This is a genomic window from Arthrobacter sp. OAP107, from assembly GCF_040546765.1.
Lineage (GTDB): Bacteria > Actinomycetota > Actinomycetes > Actinomycetales > Micrococcaceae > Arthrobacter.
This window is the reverse complement of the sequence record NZ_JBEPOK010000001.1, coordinates 264,152-278,642: the sequence shown is the minus strand read 5'-3', so window position 1 is coordinate 278,642 and position 14,491 is coordinate 264,152. Positions and strand designations below refer to the sequence as shown.

Genomic DNA, 14,491 nt, shown 5'->3' with positions numbered 1-14,491 from the left:
GGCAAACCTGGGGGTATGGCTACGCTGGGCTGCCCTGCATGGGGAGCAGGCCGGGTGGTGCCGCCGGCGTTGGAGCGCTCTTCGAGGCTAGAGATTTTTTTCATCGCTCTTCGCCCTTCCCCCATCCAATGGTTCGTTCACTTCGTGGTATTCAGGCGTCGCACCGTGATGGTGTTTGATGTTGTGTTTCCGGGCGTAGCGCATGGCAGGCCGGAGCCCATGGAACACATGCTCTTTAGATGAGCCGCCGCAGTGGACACGGTAGGCAACGTCGTCCAATACGTAGGACGGCGATACGGCTGCTGGTCTTGTCATGATCTTTTCCCTAGTTTGTTCTGCCCTCGGCGGGTTACAACAGGCCGGGGCCATCCTGATGGCCCCGGCGGCAACCAGGATCCCGTACGGCCGGGATCTGCGATGCCGGGGAGGATCTGCAAATGAAAGTTTTCCGTCAACTCCTCCTAACATAATGCAATAATTGCGATGTCGCAATGACCTGTTGGCGAGTGGATCATCGCCTCAGGAGGCGCAGCGGCGGGAACGGGCTATTTCCTCGCCTTCGGGAGCTGATCCTCGCTGGTGACTACGCCATCAGCCGGGAGACCGGCATCTCAGTAGCCTCCGGGTCACCACCAGCGCCCCATAAGCATGCGGAGTTACACCACAGGGAGTAGGCATGATTACGGAGAAGAGCAACGGCGACAGGGTCGACTTCTTCACGAGATTTACTTCCTGGACCGCAAAGGTATTGGGTCACCCCTGGGTCTTCGTCGCGGCAGTGGTGGTTCTCGTCGTGTGGGCCTGCACGGGCCGCTTCTGGGTTTCTCGAATACGTGGCAGCTGGTGATCAACACGGGCACGACGATTGTGACGTTCCTGATGGTGTCCATCATCCAGAACACCCAGAACCGGGACTCGGCAACGTTGCACCTCAAACTCGACGCGTGATGCGCGAACTCCGGGTGACCAACGCCAAACTCTACGACGCTGAAGATAAGGGCGAGGAGGAACTCGAGCGGCAGCGCAAACGCATCGAGGCGCAATCCGAAGATCAGCCCGCCCAGGACGGACAGCCGGTCAAGTAGACGACGAGAACCTGCAGTGACAGGCGAAAGCGATGGCCCTTGATGTAGGGAGTCCCCGCAGGACTGGTATGGCGAATAATCGCCCGTGCCGCAAAACACCGTTGCGCCTACGCAAATAAGGCGGGACACTGACCAGAGGTAATTGGCATTAAGAGGTAATTGCGACTAAAGGGAGGCATGATGCGTGCACTGGCGGTTACACCGGGAGAAAAAGACTCGCTCCACCTGCGCGATGTTCCTGACCCGGCACCTGACGGGCGCCAGGTGCTGGTGGAGGCACTGGCCGTGGGCCTGTGCGGGACCGACAGCGAAATCATCGCGGCCGAGTATGGGGAAGCCCCATCCGGCCAGGACTACCTGGTGCTGGGTCATGAGAACCTCGGCCGGGTAGTCGGTGCTCCCGCGGATTCCGGGTTGGCCAAAGGTGACCTGGTGGTGGGTATCGTCCGCCGGCCCGACCCTGAACCGTGCAAGGCATGTGTCGCCGGGGAATGGGACATGTGCCTCAACGGAAAATACACCGAGCACGGGATCAAGGGCCTGGACGGGTTCGCCCGGGAACAGTGGCGGGCGGATCCGCAGGCGATGGTGAAGCTGGATCCGGGGCTGGAGGACGTCGGGGTCCTGCTGGAGCCCACCACCATCGTGGCCAAGGCCTGGGAGCAGATCAACCGGATCGGGCAGCGGGCATTTTTCGACCCGCACGTCGCAGTCGTGACCGGGGCAGGTCCGGTCGGCCTGCTCGCCGCACTGCTGGGAGTCCAGCAGGGCCTGGACGTCCACGTCTTCGACATCGTCACCGACGGCCCCAAGCCCGACATCGTCCGCGACCTGGGTGCCACCTACCACAGCGAATCCCTTCCGGAGTCCGGGCTTAGGCCCAACATCCTGATCGAATGCACCGGCGTCACCCCCGTGGTCCTGGACGCGCTCAGGTGCCGGGCCCAGGACGCCATCACCTGCCTCACAGGCGTGTCCGGCACCGGGAAACAGACACCGGTGGACGTCGGCGCGCTCAACCGCGAGGAGGTGCTGATGAACGGCGTCGTCTTCGGCAGCGTCAACGCAAACCGCCGCCACTACGACGCCGGCGCCCAAGCACTGGCCAAGGCAGACCGGGACTGGCTCCGCCGGCTCATCAGCCGCAGAGTCCCCCTCGCAGACTTCGCAGAGGCCTTCAAACGCCAGCCTGAGGACGTCAAAGTCGTCCTCGACCTCACCCGGAACACCCAGGAAGACCCCGGCCATGACTGACGGACCAGCCCCCACGGACTCCGGGATGGACCACTGCCTGCCCTCAGGGCGGCAATACGAAATCTCCTCCGGACGGCAGAAGGTCCTGCTGACCGAAGTCGGAGGAGCCCTCCGGGACTACCAGCTCGACGGGCGCCCCCTATTGGACGGGTACGGGCCGGACGAAATGTGCACGGGCGCGCGTGGCCAGTCGCTCATCCCCTGGCCCAACCGGATCCGGGGCGGCAGCTACGCCTGGGACGGGCAGCGCTTGCAGCTTGACCTGAGCGAACCGGACAAAGGCGGTGCCATCCACGGACTGACCCGGTGGCGCAACTGGGAGATTGTCGCACAGGAGGCGGATGCGGTCTCCCTCGCCTGTACGCTCCACGCGTGCCAGGGGTGGCCCTGGGTGCTGGATTGCCGGCTCGACTACAGGCTGGACGACGGCGGGCTGACCGTGCGGACAACAGTCACCAATCGCAGTCCGGACCCGTGCCCCTACGGAACAGGAGCCCACCCCTACCTCAGCCCCGGAGCAGGGGCCGGCGTCATCGACGGCCGGCTCGTGCAGGTGCCGGCCGGGACGTACATGCCGGTGGACTGGCAAGGGATCCCCACCGGCCGTGAAAGAGTGGACGGGAGCCGGTACGACCTGCGGGAACTGCAGCAGCTCGGGGACCGGCACATCGACGTTGCCTACACCGACCTGATCCGCGACGTGGACGGACGCGCCCGGGTAAGGCTGCTGCATCCCGACCGTGCCGGAGGAGTAGAGCTGTGGGTGGACGGCTCCTACCCCTACCTGGAGATCTTCACCGGCGACACCCTCCCGCAGCCGGACCGGCGGCGCACCGGACTCGGAGTAGAGCCGATGACATGCGGCCCGGATGCCTTCAACTCCGGAGAAGGGCTGATCATCCTGCATCCCGGGGAATCCCACACGGGGGAATGGGGTATCCGGCCGCTCTGAAGGTTGGCCACCGTCCGGCCCGGGAGCAAAACCACTCGAACCCGGCCGCCAACTATTGCGTATGCGCAATCATTGGGGTTCAATGAAGACATGGTTTGCGGCCTTAAGGTTCCGGTCACTTCACGTGCCGGCTCCCAACGTAAAGCGACCGTCGGAGGTGCCCCGGTTGCCGGCGGCGGCCGCGAAGGCCTCCAGTGCCGCGGCCAGGGCCGGCCGGCGGCCAGCCGGCATCCTGGAAATCACGTCCGCGATGGCATGACGCCGGTGCTCCAGCACCGAGTTCACGAGCGTTTGTCCTTTCGCGGACAGTTCCAGCCGGACGTACCGGCGGTCGGCAGGGTCCTCCCGGCGGCTCCAGCAACTCGGCCGCTACCAGGCGGTCGCAGACGCGGGTGGCATTGGAGGCGTGAACACCGAGCTCCGCGGCGACGCCGCCCGGGTTCTGCGGGCCACGGGTGTGGATGAGAACCAGGACCCGCAACTGCGGGGTGTTCACCACGTGCTCCACCTCGGCAACAGAGCGGGCCACGACCCGCAACAAGGTATCCGCGGCGCCCATCACCGCTTCAACTTCCCGGCTCGAAGGTTCCGGGACTGATTCAGATCCACCAGCTGCATCCATGAGCACCAGTTTCCTCCGACAGTTGCTTTCCCGCAAAGTTTTCAGTTCCACGGGGCCAGTACAGGGCATTTCCGTGGGAAGAAGGAGAATCGTGAAAACACATCAGGCAAAAGGTTCTGTGGCCGGCACGGTCAGTGGGATCGACCGGCTCATCAGGAACGTGCAGACGGGCCGCTTCGAACGTTCCCTGTCCGGGCTGACGGCGGCCGGTGCGCTGGTCACCGCTGCGGAAATTTACCTGGAGCATGACAAGGCCAGCTTCGGCAACCCGTGGATGTGGGTCCCGGTGGCTTTGGGGCCGGTGGGTGCTGCTGCCGGGGTGGCGGGTGTTTTCAGCCGGCGGATGGCCAAGACCGCGTTGCCGCTGGCCAGTGCCGCCATCATTGCCAACGGGCTGCAGGGGACGTGGCTGCACCTGCAGGGCATCAGGCAAAAGCCCGGCGGCCTGTCCAACCTGCGCTACAACCTGGAGATGGGTCCCCCGCTGTTCGCACCGCTTCTGGTCACCCTCGTTGGTGGCATGGGCGTGCTTGCCTCCGTCCTGAGGCGGGAGCCATGAGCGCGCTGCCCCTGGACGCAGCCGACGGCGGCGGCCGTTACCCCGGCTTCGGCACCCTGTCCCAGGCGCAGCACTGGGATCCGGCCACCGCCGCCGTGGTCCACTCCCGGATGGGCCTGCTGCCGGACATCCGGTTCTTCACGCCGGCGGAGGAAGCGGCCGCACGGGCCCTCTTCGACCAGTTGCTGGACATGCGGGGTGAGCCCCGGGTGCCGGTGGTGAACATGGTGGACGCCCGGCTGGCGGAGGAAGAGACTGACGGATGGCACTATGACAACATGCCGCGGGACGGGGAGGCGTGGCGTGCCTCGCTGGCCGCGCTCGATGAGGAGGCCCGTGCCCGCGGGGACCGCACCTTCGCCCTGCTCGGGCAGGACCGGCAGGCCGGGCTGCTGCAGGACATCTGCGACCTGGACCGGGACTGTTGGCACGGGCTGCCGGCGGACCGGGTGTGGAGCCTGTGGACCCGGTACGCGTGCACCGCCTTCTACTCCCACCCGCTGGCCTGGGATGAGATTGGCTTCGCCGGTCCTGCCTACCCGCGCGGCTATAAGAACCTCGGGGTCGGCCGGCTGGACCCGTTCGAGGTGCGCGACGTCCGGCCCGAGGCGGATCCCACTCATGGGGGTGACCAATGAGTGCGCTGCGTGAACGTAACAACTCCGCCTGGTTGCTGCCCAAGGGCCCGGGCAGCAACCTGGGGTTGCGCGAAGGCATGCACCAGTATGGGGACGACGACGAGGTGGACATTGTCATCGTGGGCTGCGGGGCCGGGGGTGCGACGCTGCTGCAGCGCCTGGCCCGCGCCGGGTGGCGGGCAGTTGCCCTGGATGCGGGCCCGTTCTGGGAGCCGGAGCAGGATTGGGTGAGCGACGAGGCGGGTTCCCATCACCTGTACTGGACAGAACCCAGGGTGATTGCAGGCGCCGACCCCGTGCCGCTGGGCTCCAATAACTCCGGCCGGGGGGTGGGCGGGTCGATGGTCCACTTCGCCGGGTACACGCCACGGTTCCACCCCAGCGACTTCCGCACCTACAGTACGGACGGGGTGGGCGCGGACTGGCCGCTGGAATACCGGGAGCTGAGGCCTTTCTACGAGGACATCGAGGCGGAACTGCCCGTCGCCGGCGAGTACTGGCCATGGGGTGACCCGCACGGCTACTCGCACCGCCCACACCCGGTGTCCGGCAATGGGGAGCTGTTCCTGCGGGGGGCCCGCGCCTGTGGCCTGACTGCCAGGGTGGGGCCGGTGGCCATAGCCAACGGCCGCTTTGGGAACAGGCCGCACTGCATTTACCGCGGATTCTGCCTGCAGGGTTGCAAGGTCAATGCCAAGGCCTCCCCGTTGATTACCCACGTCCCGGATGCGCTGGCCCATGGGGCTGAAATCCGTCCCGAATCGATGGCCACCCGGATCGGTTTTGACGAGCGTACCGGGCTGGCTACCGGCGTCGAATACGTCCGCGGTGGTGTGCAACGGTTTCAGCGTGCCCGGCTGGTGGCCGTGGCCGGGTACTCGATCGAGACGCCCCGGCTGCTGTTGAACTCGGCGAACACGCGCTTCCCGGACGGGATGTGCAATGACTTCGACCAGGTGGGCCGGTACCTGATGGTCCAGGGTGCGCCGCAGACCGCGGGCCGGTTCCAGGAGGAAGTGCGGATGTGGAAGGGGCCTCCCCCGGAGGTCAGCACCGAGGACTTCTATGAGACGGACCCGGTCAAGCCGTACAAACGCGGCTTCTCAATCCAGTGCGTTTCCCCGCTGCCCATCACCTGGGCCGAGCACGTTGCCGCCCAGGGGCACTGGGGCGCGACGCTGCGCCGTTACATGTCTGACTACCCTCACTGGGCCTGCCTCGGGGCATTGTGCGAGTTCCTCCCGCTCGAAGGGAACAGGGTCACCCTCGCGGACGAAACCGACCGTCACGGCATCCCCGTCGCCCGCTTCAGTTACAGCCAGTGCGAGAATGACCGGCACCTGATGTCCGCGGCGCAGGAAGTCATGGAACGGATCCTGACCGCCGCGGGCGCAGCCGAGGTCATCACCATCAATCGCTACGCCCACCTGGTGGGTGGCGCCCGGATGGCTGCCACCGAGGACGAAGGCGTGGTGGACGGCGGCCTCCGGACTTTCGCGGTACCGAATCTGCTGGTCACCGACGGGAGTGTGCTGCCTACCCAGGGCAGTGCCAATCCGGCCCTGACCATCATGGCGCTGGCGGCCCGCGCCGCACGCGCTTTGGTTGAGGGTGCCCGCAGCGGCGCCCGGATGAGTATGAAGGAAGACTGATCATGGCAACTACAGTGGCTGACTACCTGCTTTCCCGGCTGGGCGAATGGGGCGTCGACAAGGTCTTCGGTTTCCCTGGAGACGGCATCAACGGCATCCTCGCCGCGTTCGGCAAGGCGGACAACAATCCGAAGTTCATCCAGGCCCGGCATGAGGAGATGGCGGCGTTCGAGGCCGTGGGCTATGCGAAGTTCGGGGACCGAGTGGCGGTGTGCATGGCAACGTCCGGCCCGGGCGCGATCCACCTGCTCAACGGACTGTACGACGCGAAGCTGGACCACGTTCCGGTGGTGTCCATCGTGGGACAGACGGCCCGGAGCGCCATGGGCGGTTCCTACCAGCAGGAGGTTGACCTGCTGACCCTGTTCAAGGATGTGGCCTCGGACTACGTCCAGATGGTCACTGTTCCGCAGCAGCTGCCCAACGTCATCGACCGCGCCATCAGGATCGCCGAGGCCGAGCAGGCGCCCACCGCGGTCATCATCCCGGCGGATGTGCAGGAGCTCGACTACGCGGGGCCGACCCACGAGTTCAAGATGGTGCCCTCCAGCGTCGGCGTCCAATGGCCCGACATCCAGCCCAACAGCGATTCGATCCGTGGCGCCGCCCAACTCCTCAACGAGGGGTCCAAGGTTGCCATCCTCATTGGCCAGGGCGCCCGGGGCGCGGCCGCGGAGGTCAAGGAGGTCGCCGAGCTGCTCGGCGCCGGTGTCGCCAAGGCACTGCTGGGCAAGGACTCGCTTCCGGATGACCTGCCTTACGTCACCGGGTCGATCGGGCTGCTGGGCACACGCCCCAGCTATGAGATGATGCGGGACTGCGACACCCTGCTGACCGTGGGCTCCAGCTTCCCCTACACCCAGTTCCTGCCCGAGCCGGGACAGGCCCGCGGGGTGCAAATCGACGTGGACCCAAAGATGATCGGACTGCGCTACACCAACGAATACAACATCGTCGCCGATGCCGCCGCCGCGTTGCGGGCCCTCATCCCGCACCTGGAGCGCAAGCAGGACCGGTCCTGGCAGGAGGGCCTGGAGAAATCCATCAGCCGCTGGTGGGAAACGATGCGTGACGAGGCCATGGTCAGCGCCGATCCGGTCAATCCGATGCGGCTGTTCGCCGAGCTTTCCACCCGGCTACCGGCGGATGCCATGCTCAGCGCCGATTCAGGGTCGTCCGCCAACTGGTATGCGCGGCAGCTGAGATTCCGCGGGGCGGTCCGCGGTTCCCTGTCCGGAAACCTCGCCACCATGGGGCCGGGGGTCCCCTACGCGATCGGCGCCAAATTCGCGCATCCCGGGCGCCCGGCCATCGCGTTCGCCGGCGACGGGGCCATGCAGATGAACGGACTGGCCGAACTGATCACCATCAAGCATTACTGGCGGGAATGGGACGACCCCCGGCTGGTGGTGGCTGTCCCGCACAACAACGACCTCAACCAGGTGACCTGGGAAATGCGCGCCATGGGCGGCGTGCCCGCCTTCCGCGAATCCCAGACCCTCCCCGACGTCGACTACGCCGGGTTTGCCGAGAGCCTGGGGCTGCAGGGCATCCACGTGGACAATCCAGACGACGTCGGCCCGGCCTGGGAGAAGGCCCTCGCCGCCGACAGGCCCACAGTGCTGGACGTCCGCACCGACCCCGACATTCCGCCCATCCCCCCGCACGCCACCCTGGAACAGGCCCGGAAGACGGCAGAAGCCATGATCAAGGGCGACGACAGCGCCTGGGACGTAGTGAAGGAAGGCGTCAAGACCAAGATCCAGGAATTCCTGCCGCACAAGGAGGGCTGAACGGTGGCCCGTCCCGCCACGCCGGCGGCGGAGGCTCCCGTCACCGCCATCCGGGCGGCAGCCTACACCGTCCCCACCGACGCCCCGGAAGCGGACGGGACGTTCAGCTGGGACTCCACCACGATGGTACTTGTCCAGGCCGCAGCCGGCGGGAAGACGGGCCTCGGGTGGACGTATGCGCCGGCGGCCGCGGCCGGCCTGGTCGAAGAGCTCCTCGGCCCGGCCGTCCACGGCGTCGACGCCCTGGACGTACCGGCAGCGGCAGCGGCGATGGCCCGCGTGGCACGCAACCCCGGCAGCACGGGTCTGGCGTCCTATGCCCTGTCTGCCGTGGACTGCGCGCTGTGGGACCTGAAGGCGCGCGTGCTGGACCTGCCCCTGCACAAACTCCTGGGCGCGGTCCGGGACAGGGTGGCGGTCTACGGCAGCGGCGGGTTCACCACCTACACGGAAGAGCAGCTGCGGAACCAGCTTCAAGGCTGGGCCATTGACCAGCGCATTCCCCGGGTGAAAATCAAGATCGGCCAGGACAGCGGAACCAACGTGCCTCGGGACCTGGAGCGGATCCGGCAGGCGCGCACCGCCGTCGGACCTCACACGGAACTGTTCGTCGACGCCAACGGCGCCTACACCGCCAAACAGGCCATCCGGGTGCTGCACGACACGGCTGCAGAGAGCGTGGTCTGGTTCGAGGAGCCGGTCTCCAGCGACCACCTGGCCGGGCTCCGGATGGTGCGGGATGCGGTGGATGCTGACGTGGCCGCCGGTGAATACGGCACCGGCCTGCCCTACTACCAGCGGCTGTGCAGCGCGGACGCTGTGGACTGCATACAGGCCGACGTCAGCAGGTGCGGCGGGATCAGCGAATGGCTGCGCATCGCCGCTGTCACCGCTGCCCACGGCCTTCAGGTGTCGGGACACTGCGCACCCCACCTGAGCACCGCCGTCGCCGCCGCAACGCCCAACTTCCGCCACCTGGAATGGTTCCACGACCACGTGCGCATCGAGAACCTCTTCTTCGAGGGAACGCTTGCCCCAGACGGCGGATGGGTACGGCCTGCAGATGAACCCGGTAACGGACTGTCTCTGCGCACGGTTGAGGCCGACAAATACCGGGTCCGCTGACATGCTGCCCGACCAAAAGAAATGGACTCTTTTATGGTGAACCTGCGAAACGAGCCGACAGCCTGCCCACTGGCAGGGGCCGCATGATGCCCGCGTGGTTGCTGGCCTGGATGTGGGGAACAATCGCCGGCGGTGCCCTGGTGGTCGGATGCGCCCTGGCATGGAAATGGCGAATCCCCTCAAAAGTCGTGTCCTCCGTAATGTCGTTCGGCGCCGGCGTGCTGATCTCGGCCCTCGCCTTTGAACTGGTGGAGGAAGCCGTCAACGGCGGCGGACTGTGGCCCACGATCGGCGGCTTCGCCACCGGCGCCGTCGTTTACGTTGCCGCCAACGCACTCCTTGCCCTCAAAGGCGCCAAGCACCGCAAACGCTCAGGCGGGAAACAGCCGTCCGAGCAGCAGAAGCCAGGCAGCGGTACCGCCATCGCGATAGGGGCCCTTTTGGACGGTATCCCCGAATCAGTGGTCCTGGGCGTGGGCCTGGTCACTGCCGGCGCGGTCAGCCCGGCCATGCTGGCCGCCGTGTTTATCTCCAACGTCCCCGAAGGCCTCTCCAGTACGGCCGGCATGAAAAAAGCAGGCCGCAGCGCCAGGTACGTGTTCGGAGTCTGGGTGGGAATCGCTGTCCTGTCCGGGATCGCCGCCCTCATCGGTTTCCTGGTCCTGCAGGATGCGCCCGCAGAAGTCGTCGCCTTCATCACGGCGGTGGCTGCCGGCGCCATCCTGGCCATGCTCGCGGACACGATGATCCCCGAAGCCTTCGAGGAACACCACCTCCTCACCGGCCTCATCGCCGCCGTCGGATTCCTGGCCGCCTTCACCGTGGACCAGGTCGGTGGCTAAGACATGACGGGACGGAAAGCCATGAACACCAATCCCCGCAACAACGGCTCCGTGAACGCAGAGCCACTCGCAGTGGACCCCACCGGGCAGGACCCTGCCGCCACGGATCCCGCCGCGGATGCGAAGCTGCGGCTCCAGCTGGCTATTTTCGAGGTCACCAAAGACGCCCGAGGCAAAGGCCTGGACGAGATCCTGGACAGGCTGCGTGCGGCCTTCGCCGCCCAGGGCGTCCGGACGCCCCCGACCACCTGGCTGGAGTCGGTAGCATCCTCAGTGTTTTACGGTGAGCCATACATCATTGATCTCCCGGCAGCGGTCGCGGCAGACGCTGCCGTGCCCGCCCCGAGCAGACTCGTCAGGGACCAAATCGCCTCCCGCCGGGAACTGCGGGAGGAAAAGCTCCCGCCCGGAACCTTTCCCTCCCCGGCCGACTGGCAGGTGCCGGCCACCGAGATCACCCGCACGGGCACGGCCGGGCGTGAGCATCAGGTCCGTGTCTCCCGACCGGCAGGTGGAAACCGCGCTGTCCTGGCCGCCGTCAGCCTGGCCGCAGCGGTGGTCGTGTCCGTCCTGGCGGTGCGCGGACGCAGACGCCGCCAGGTGCCGGTGCAAGCACATACAGATACGACCAGGAAGTGCAGCAATGTCTGAGGTCAGTGATTACGCACTCGTGGGGGACCTGCACACGGCCGCGCTGATCAGCACCAGCGGGTCCATCGACTGGATGTGCCTGCCGAACTTCGACTCCCCCGCCTGCTTCGCCGCCCTGCTGGACACCCCTGCCGCAGGGCGCTGGCTCCTGGCCCCTGCCGGGGCAGAAAAATGCACACGCCGCCGTTACCGCCCCGGCACCCTCATCCTCGAAACCGAATGGGAAACAGACCGCGGAAGCGTCAGGGTCACCGACTTCATGCCGGTCCGGGATGAGGCCGCTGACGTGGTGCGTATCGTCGAAGGCCTCAGCGGCAGCGTGCAGATGTACGGGGAATTATGCCTGCGCTTCGATTACGGCCACATCGTGCCCTGGGTCAGGCGCAGTGACCACGGACTCAGCGCTGTCGCCGGCCCTGACGCCGCCTACCTCACCACCAAAGCCCCCCTCGAAGGCAGGGACATGCGCACGGTCAGCGAATTCACCGTCCGGGCCGGTGAACAGGTGCCCTTCGTGCTGAGCTGGGTCCACAGCAGCCGGCCGGCCCCCGCCAGGACCGATCCCGGCGCCGCGCTGCAGGCAACGGAGGATTTCTGGCGGGACTGGATCGGCCGCAGCAAGATGGAAGGAAAGTACAAGGACGCCGTCGAACGGTCCCTCATCACCCTCAAAGGACTCATCTACGCCCCGACCGGCGGCATCGTTGCAGCTCCCACCACCTCGCTGCCGGAAGATCCCGGAGGATCCCGCAACTGGGACTACCGGTTCTGCTGGCTCCGCGACGCCACCCTGACGCTGCAGTCACTGCTCGCCGCCGGCTACACCGAGGAAGCAGCGGCCTGGCGCGAATGGCTGCTGCGCGCCGTCGCAGGCGACCCCGCTGACCTGCAAATCATGTACGCCATCGACGGCACCCGCCGGCTGCCCGAAACAGAACTGCCATGGCTGGCAGGGTTCGAAGGTTCCAAACCCGTCCGGACCGGGAACGCCGCCGCGCCCCAACTCCAACTCGATGTCTGGGGTGAAGTCCTGGACGGGCTCGCCCTCACCCGCGCCGCCTCCCCTGACGGTTCCGGGGATGATTCCTGGGACATCCAAATCGCCCTCATGGAATACCTGGAAGGGGCCTGGGACAAGCCCGACAACGGGCTCTGGGAAATGCGCGGCCCCCGCCGCCAGAACACCCACTCCAAAGTCATGGCCTGGGTCGCCGCCGACCGCATGGTCAAAGGCATCCAGCAATCCGGACTGCCCGGCCCCGAAGACCGCTGGTCCGCGCTGCGCGAGACCATCCATAAAGATGTGATGACCCACGGCTTCGACAGCCAGCGCAACACCTTCGTCCAGTCCTACGGAAGCAAAGAACTCGACGCCAGCCTCCTGCTCATACCCCGCGTCGGTTTCCTCCCCCACGACCACCCCCGCGTCGTCGGCACCGTGGAGGCGATCCAGCAGAACCTCACCGAAGAGCGGATTCGTCCTCCGCTACCACCCTCAGGCAAGCAACGACGGGCTGCCCGGCACCGAAGGCGTCTTCCTCGCCTGCTCCTTCTGGCTCGTTGACGCCCTCCTCGGCATTGGCCGCCACCACGAAGCCGTCGAGCTCTTTGACCGCCTCCTCAGCCTTCGGAACGACGTCGGCCTGCTCAGCGAAGAATGGGACCCCCAAAACAAGCGGCAACTGGGCAACACCCCCCAGGCCTTCAGCCACTTCCCCCTCATCCACTGCGCCCTGCAACTCCACCACGGACGTGCCCGGCACAGCGACACGCCCCTTCCCAGCCCAAAAAACCATGACCAGGGACAGGCCCGGCACGAGGACTCCCTCAGCGGACGGACCACCTGAGGCCCGACGTCGTGGTTGTCGGGGCCGGGCCCAACGGGCTGGCGCCGTCACCATGGGGCGGGCCGGGCTGAAAGTCCAGGTGCTGGAGGGAGCACTAGCGGTCGGGGCGGAACCCGGACCGCCGAACTCACGCTGCCGGGGTTCCTCCATGACGTTTGTTCAGCCGTCCACCCCCTGGCCCGGGCCAGCCCGTTCTTCCGGGCGTTTGAGCTTGAACAGCGCATTGACCCGCCGGTGCCTGAGATCTCCTACGCCCAGGCAGTGGACCCGTCCATGGCCGGAATCGCCTACCGCAGCTTGGCCCGGACCGCCGAGGGCCTGGGCCGGGACGGTGAACGGTACCGCCGGCTGCTCCAACCCCTCATGGAACGGGCAGACGGAATCACTGACCTCACCATGCACCAGCTGCTGCGCATCCCCCGGGACCCGCTCGCAGCACTCCTCTACTCTGCCCGGACCGTCGAACAGGGCGGGCCCTGGTGGAACACGCGCTTTACAGGAGCCATCGCACCGGCCATGATCACCGGTGTCAGTGCCCACTGCATCGGCTCCATGCCCGGACTGGCCACCAGCGGCACGGCGATGCTGTTGGCCGCGCACGCCCATGCCCGCGGCTGGGCGATCCCCATCGGCGGATCGCAATCGATCGCGGACGCGATGGCCGCGGACCTGCTGGACCATGGCGGTGACATAGTGCTCAACTCCCCCGTCACCGACCTGGCCGAAGTCCGCCACGGCTCCCGGCCCAAGACAGTCCTGTTGGACCTCGCCCCGGCGGGGCTTGCCCAAATCGCCGGAGACGTACTCCCCACAAACTACCTGCGCAAACTTGCCTCATTCCGGTACGGGAACGCCGTCAGCAAAGTCGACTTCGCGCTCTCCGCGCCGTGCCGTGGGCCAACCGCGCCCTTGCCCCAGCCCTTAGCGTGCACCTGGGCGGCACCAGGGCAGACATGGCACGGGCGGAAGCCGAAGTGGCCGCCGGACGGTATCCCGGGCAGCCCTTTGTCCTGGCCAGTCAACCAACAACCCTCGACAGCAGCCGCGCGCCCTCCGGGAACCACATCCTGTGGACCTACACCCACGTCCCGGCAGGCTCCAGTCAGGACATGACAGAGACGATCACCCGCCGGGTCGAACAGTTCGCACCAGGATTCCGGGACGTCATCCTCGCCACCCACTCCATCACCGCGCAGCAATACAGCGAATACAACCCAAACTACGTCGGAGGGGACTTCTGCGCCGGAGCCCTTTCGGCCTGGCAACTGCTCAAACGCCCCGTCATCTCCCCCGACCCCGGGCGGACACCGGCACAAGGCGTGTACCTGTGCTCGTCCTCAACCCCGCCCGGTCCCTCAGCCCACGGGCTCTGCGCCTGGTACGCGGCGCAGTCGGCCCTCAAAAGAGAATTCGGGCTGCCCTCACCAGCACTGGGGCAGCAGGAGAAAGCAAGCCGCAGCTGACCGCATCA

Annotated in this window: 14 protein-coding genes and 2 pseudogenes; 15 read left to right on the top strand and 1 reads right to left on the bottom strand. The window is 66.6% G+C overall.

Features of this window, described 5'->3' with window-relative positions:
• Positions 1–676 precede the first annotated feature (676 nt).
• The 5 genes from ABIE00_RS01205 (at position 677) to ABIE00_RS01185 (ending at position 3,291) form a co-directional block, all read left to right on the top strand.
• On the top strand, positions 677–847 hold the full coding sequence (locus ABIE00_RS01205; RefSeq protein ID WP_354255672.1) for a low affinity iron permease family protein: 171 nt from the start codon (positions 677–679) through the stop codon (positions 845–847).
• Positions 844–948 (top strand): low affinity iron permease family protein, encoded by a 105-nt coding sequence (locus ABIE00_RS01200; protein WP_354255669.1) that lies wholly within the window; start codon positions 844–846, stop codon positions 946–948. Before ABIE00_RS01205 ends, ABIE00_RS01200 begins: the two co-directional genes overlap by 4 nt.
• The gene (locus tag ABIE00_RS01195; protein WP_354255666.1) at positions 945–1,085 is read left to right on the top strand and encodes a hypothetical protein; all 141 of its coding nucleotides are present in this window, start codon (positions 945–947) and stop codon (positions 1,083–1,085) included. Before ABIE00_RS01200 ends, ABIE00_RS01195 begins: the two co-directional genes overlap by 4 nt.
• A gap of 177 nt (positions 1,086–1,262) precedes the next feature.
• Complete coding sequence (locus tag ABIE00_RS01190; protein WP_354255663.1) at positions 1,263–2,339, top strand: glucose 1-dehydrogenase; 1,077 nt, start codon at positions 1,263–1,265, stop codon at positions 2,337–2,339.
• Complete coding sequence (locus tag ABIE00_RS01185; protein ID WP_354255660.1) at positions 2,332–3,291, top strand: aldose 1-epimerase family protein; 960 nt, start codon at positions 2,332–2,334, stop codon at positions 3,289–3,291. Before ABIE00_RS01190 ends, ABIE00_RS01185 begins: the two co-directional genes overlap by 8 nt.
• 115 nt (positions 3,292–3,406) lie before the next feature.
• On the opposite strand, the gene ABIE00_RS01180 is transcribed toward ABIE00_RS01185, so the two are convergent.
• Positions 3,407–3,787: a MarR family transcriptional regulator gene (locus tag ABIE00_RS01180; RefSeq protein ID WP_354263237.1), complete on the bottom strand. Its 381-nt coding sequence runs from the start codon at positions 3,785–3,787 to the stop codon at positions 3,407–3,409.
• On the opposite strand from ABIE00_RS01180, the gene ABIE00_RS01175 reads away from it, so the two are divergent.
• The 10 genes and pseudogenes from ABIE00_RS01175 (at position 3,698) to ABIE00_RS01130 (ending at position 14,483) form a co-directional block, all read left to right on the top strand.
• Positions 3,698–3,889: a hypothetical protein gene (locus ABIE00_RS01175; RefSeq protein WP_354263517.1), complete on the top strand. Its 192-nt coding sequence runs from the start codon at positions 3,698–3,700 to the stop codon at positions 3,887–3,889. The two genes, ABIE00_RS01180 and ABIE00_RS01175, sit on opposite strands and share 90 nt — an antisense overlap.
• 115 nt (positions 3,890–4,004) lie before the next feature.
• Positions 4,005–4,472, top strand: coding sequence for a hypothetical protein (locus tag ABIE00_RS01170; RefSeq protein WP_354255658.1), 468 nt, complete (start codon positions 4,005–4,007; stop codon positions 4,470–4,472).
• Positions 4,469–5,110: a gluconate 2-dehydrogenase subunit 3 family protein gene (locus ABIE00_RS01165; RefSeq protein WP_354255655.1), complete on the top strand. Its 642-nt coding sequence runs from the start codon at positions 4,469–4,471 to the stop codon at positions 5,108–5,110. Before ABIE00_RS01170 ends, ABIE00_RS01165 begins: the two co-directional genes overlap by 4 nt.
• The gene (locus ABIE00_RS01160) at positions 5,107–6,762 is read left to right on the top strand and encodes a GMC family oxidoreductase (RefSeq protein ID WP_354255652.1); all 1,656 of its coding nucleotides are present in this window, start codon (positions 5,107–5,109) and stop codon (positions 6,760–6,762) included. Before ABIE00_RS01165 ends, ABIE00_RS01160 begins: the two co-directional genes overlap by 4 nt.
• Positions 6,763–6,764: 2 nt before the next feature.
• A complete protein-coding gene (locus tag ABIE00_RS01155; protein WP_354255649.1) occupies positions 6,765–8,555 on the top strand; it encodes a thiamine pyrophosphate-requiring protein in 1,791 nt (596 codons plus the stop codon).
• A gap of 3 nt (positions 8,556–8,558) precedes the next feature.
• Positions 8,559–9,680, top strand: a complete 1,122-nt coding sequence (locus tag ABIE00_RS01150; RefSeq protein ID WP_354255646.1) for an enolase C-terminal domain-like protein — start codon at positions 8,559–8,561, stop codon at positions 9,678–9,680.
• 86 nt (positions 9,681–9,766) lie between these two features.
• Complete coding sequence (locus tag ABIE00_RS01145) at positions 9,767–10,522, top strand: ZIP family metal transporter (protein ID WP_354263236.1); 756 nt, start codon at positions 9,767–9,769, stop codon at positions 10,520–10,522.
• A 21-nt stretch (positions 10,523–10,543) separates the two neighbouring features.
• Complete coding sequence (locus tag ABIE00_RS01140; protein ID WP_354255643.1) at positions 10,544–11,173, top strand: hypothetical protein; 630 nt, start codon at positions 10,544–10,546, stop codon at positions 11,171–11,173.
• Positions 11,166–13,020 (top strand): annotated as a pseudogene (locus ABIE00_RS01135) (glycoside hydrolase family 15 protein). Before ABIE00_RS01140 ends, ABIE00_RS01135 begins: the two are co-directional and overlap by 8 nt.
• A pseudogene (locus ABIE00_RS01130) lies at positions 13,017–14,483 on the top strand (phytoene desaturase family protein). The pseudogenes ABIE00_RS01135 and ABIE00_RS01130 overlap by 4 nt, the downstream one beginning before the upstream one ends.
• Positions 14,484–14,491: the final 8 nt, after the last annotated feature.

Bases quoted from the DNA above. Each gene is read 5' to 3' on its own strand.
- ABIE00_RS01160 (WP_354255652.1), top strand. From the start codon at position 5,107: ATGAGTGCGCTGCGTGAACGTAACAACTCCGCCTGGTTGCTGCCCAAG.
- ABIE00_RS01205 (WP_354255672.1), top strand. From the start codon at position 677: ATGATTACGGAGAAGAGCAACGGCGACAGGGTCGACTTCTTCACGAGA.
- ABIE00_RS01165 (WP_354255655.1), top strand. From the start codon at position 4,469: ATGAGCGCGCTGCCCCTGGACGCAGCCGACGGCGGCGGCCGTTACCCC.
- ABIE00_RS01145 (WP_354263236.1), top strand. From the start codon at position 9,767: ATGCCCGCGTGGTTGCTGGCCTGGATGTGGGGAACAATCGCCGGCGGT.
- ABIE00_RS01140 (WP_354255643.1), top strand. From the start codon at position 10,544: ATGAACACCAATCCCCGCAACAACGGCTCCGTGAACGCAGAGCCACTC.
- ABIE00_RS01190 (WP_354255663.1), top strand. From the start codon at position 1,263: ATGATGCGTGCACTGGCGGTTACACCGGGAGAAAAAGACTCGCTCCAC.
- ABIE00_RS01155 (WP_354255649.1), top strand. From the start codon at position 6,765: ATGGCAACTACAGTGGCTGACTACCTGCTTTCCCGGCTGGGCGAATGG.
- ABIE00_RS01185 (WP_354255660.1), top strand. From the start codon at position 2,332: ATGACTGACGGACCAGCCCCCACGGACTCCGGGATGGACCACTGCCTG.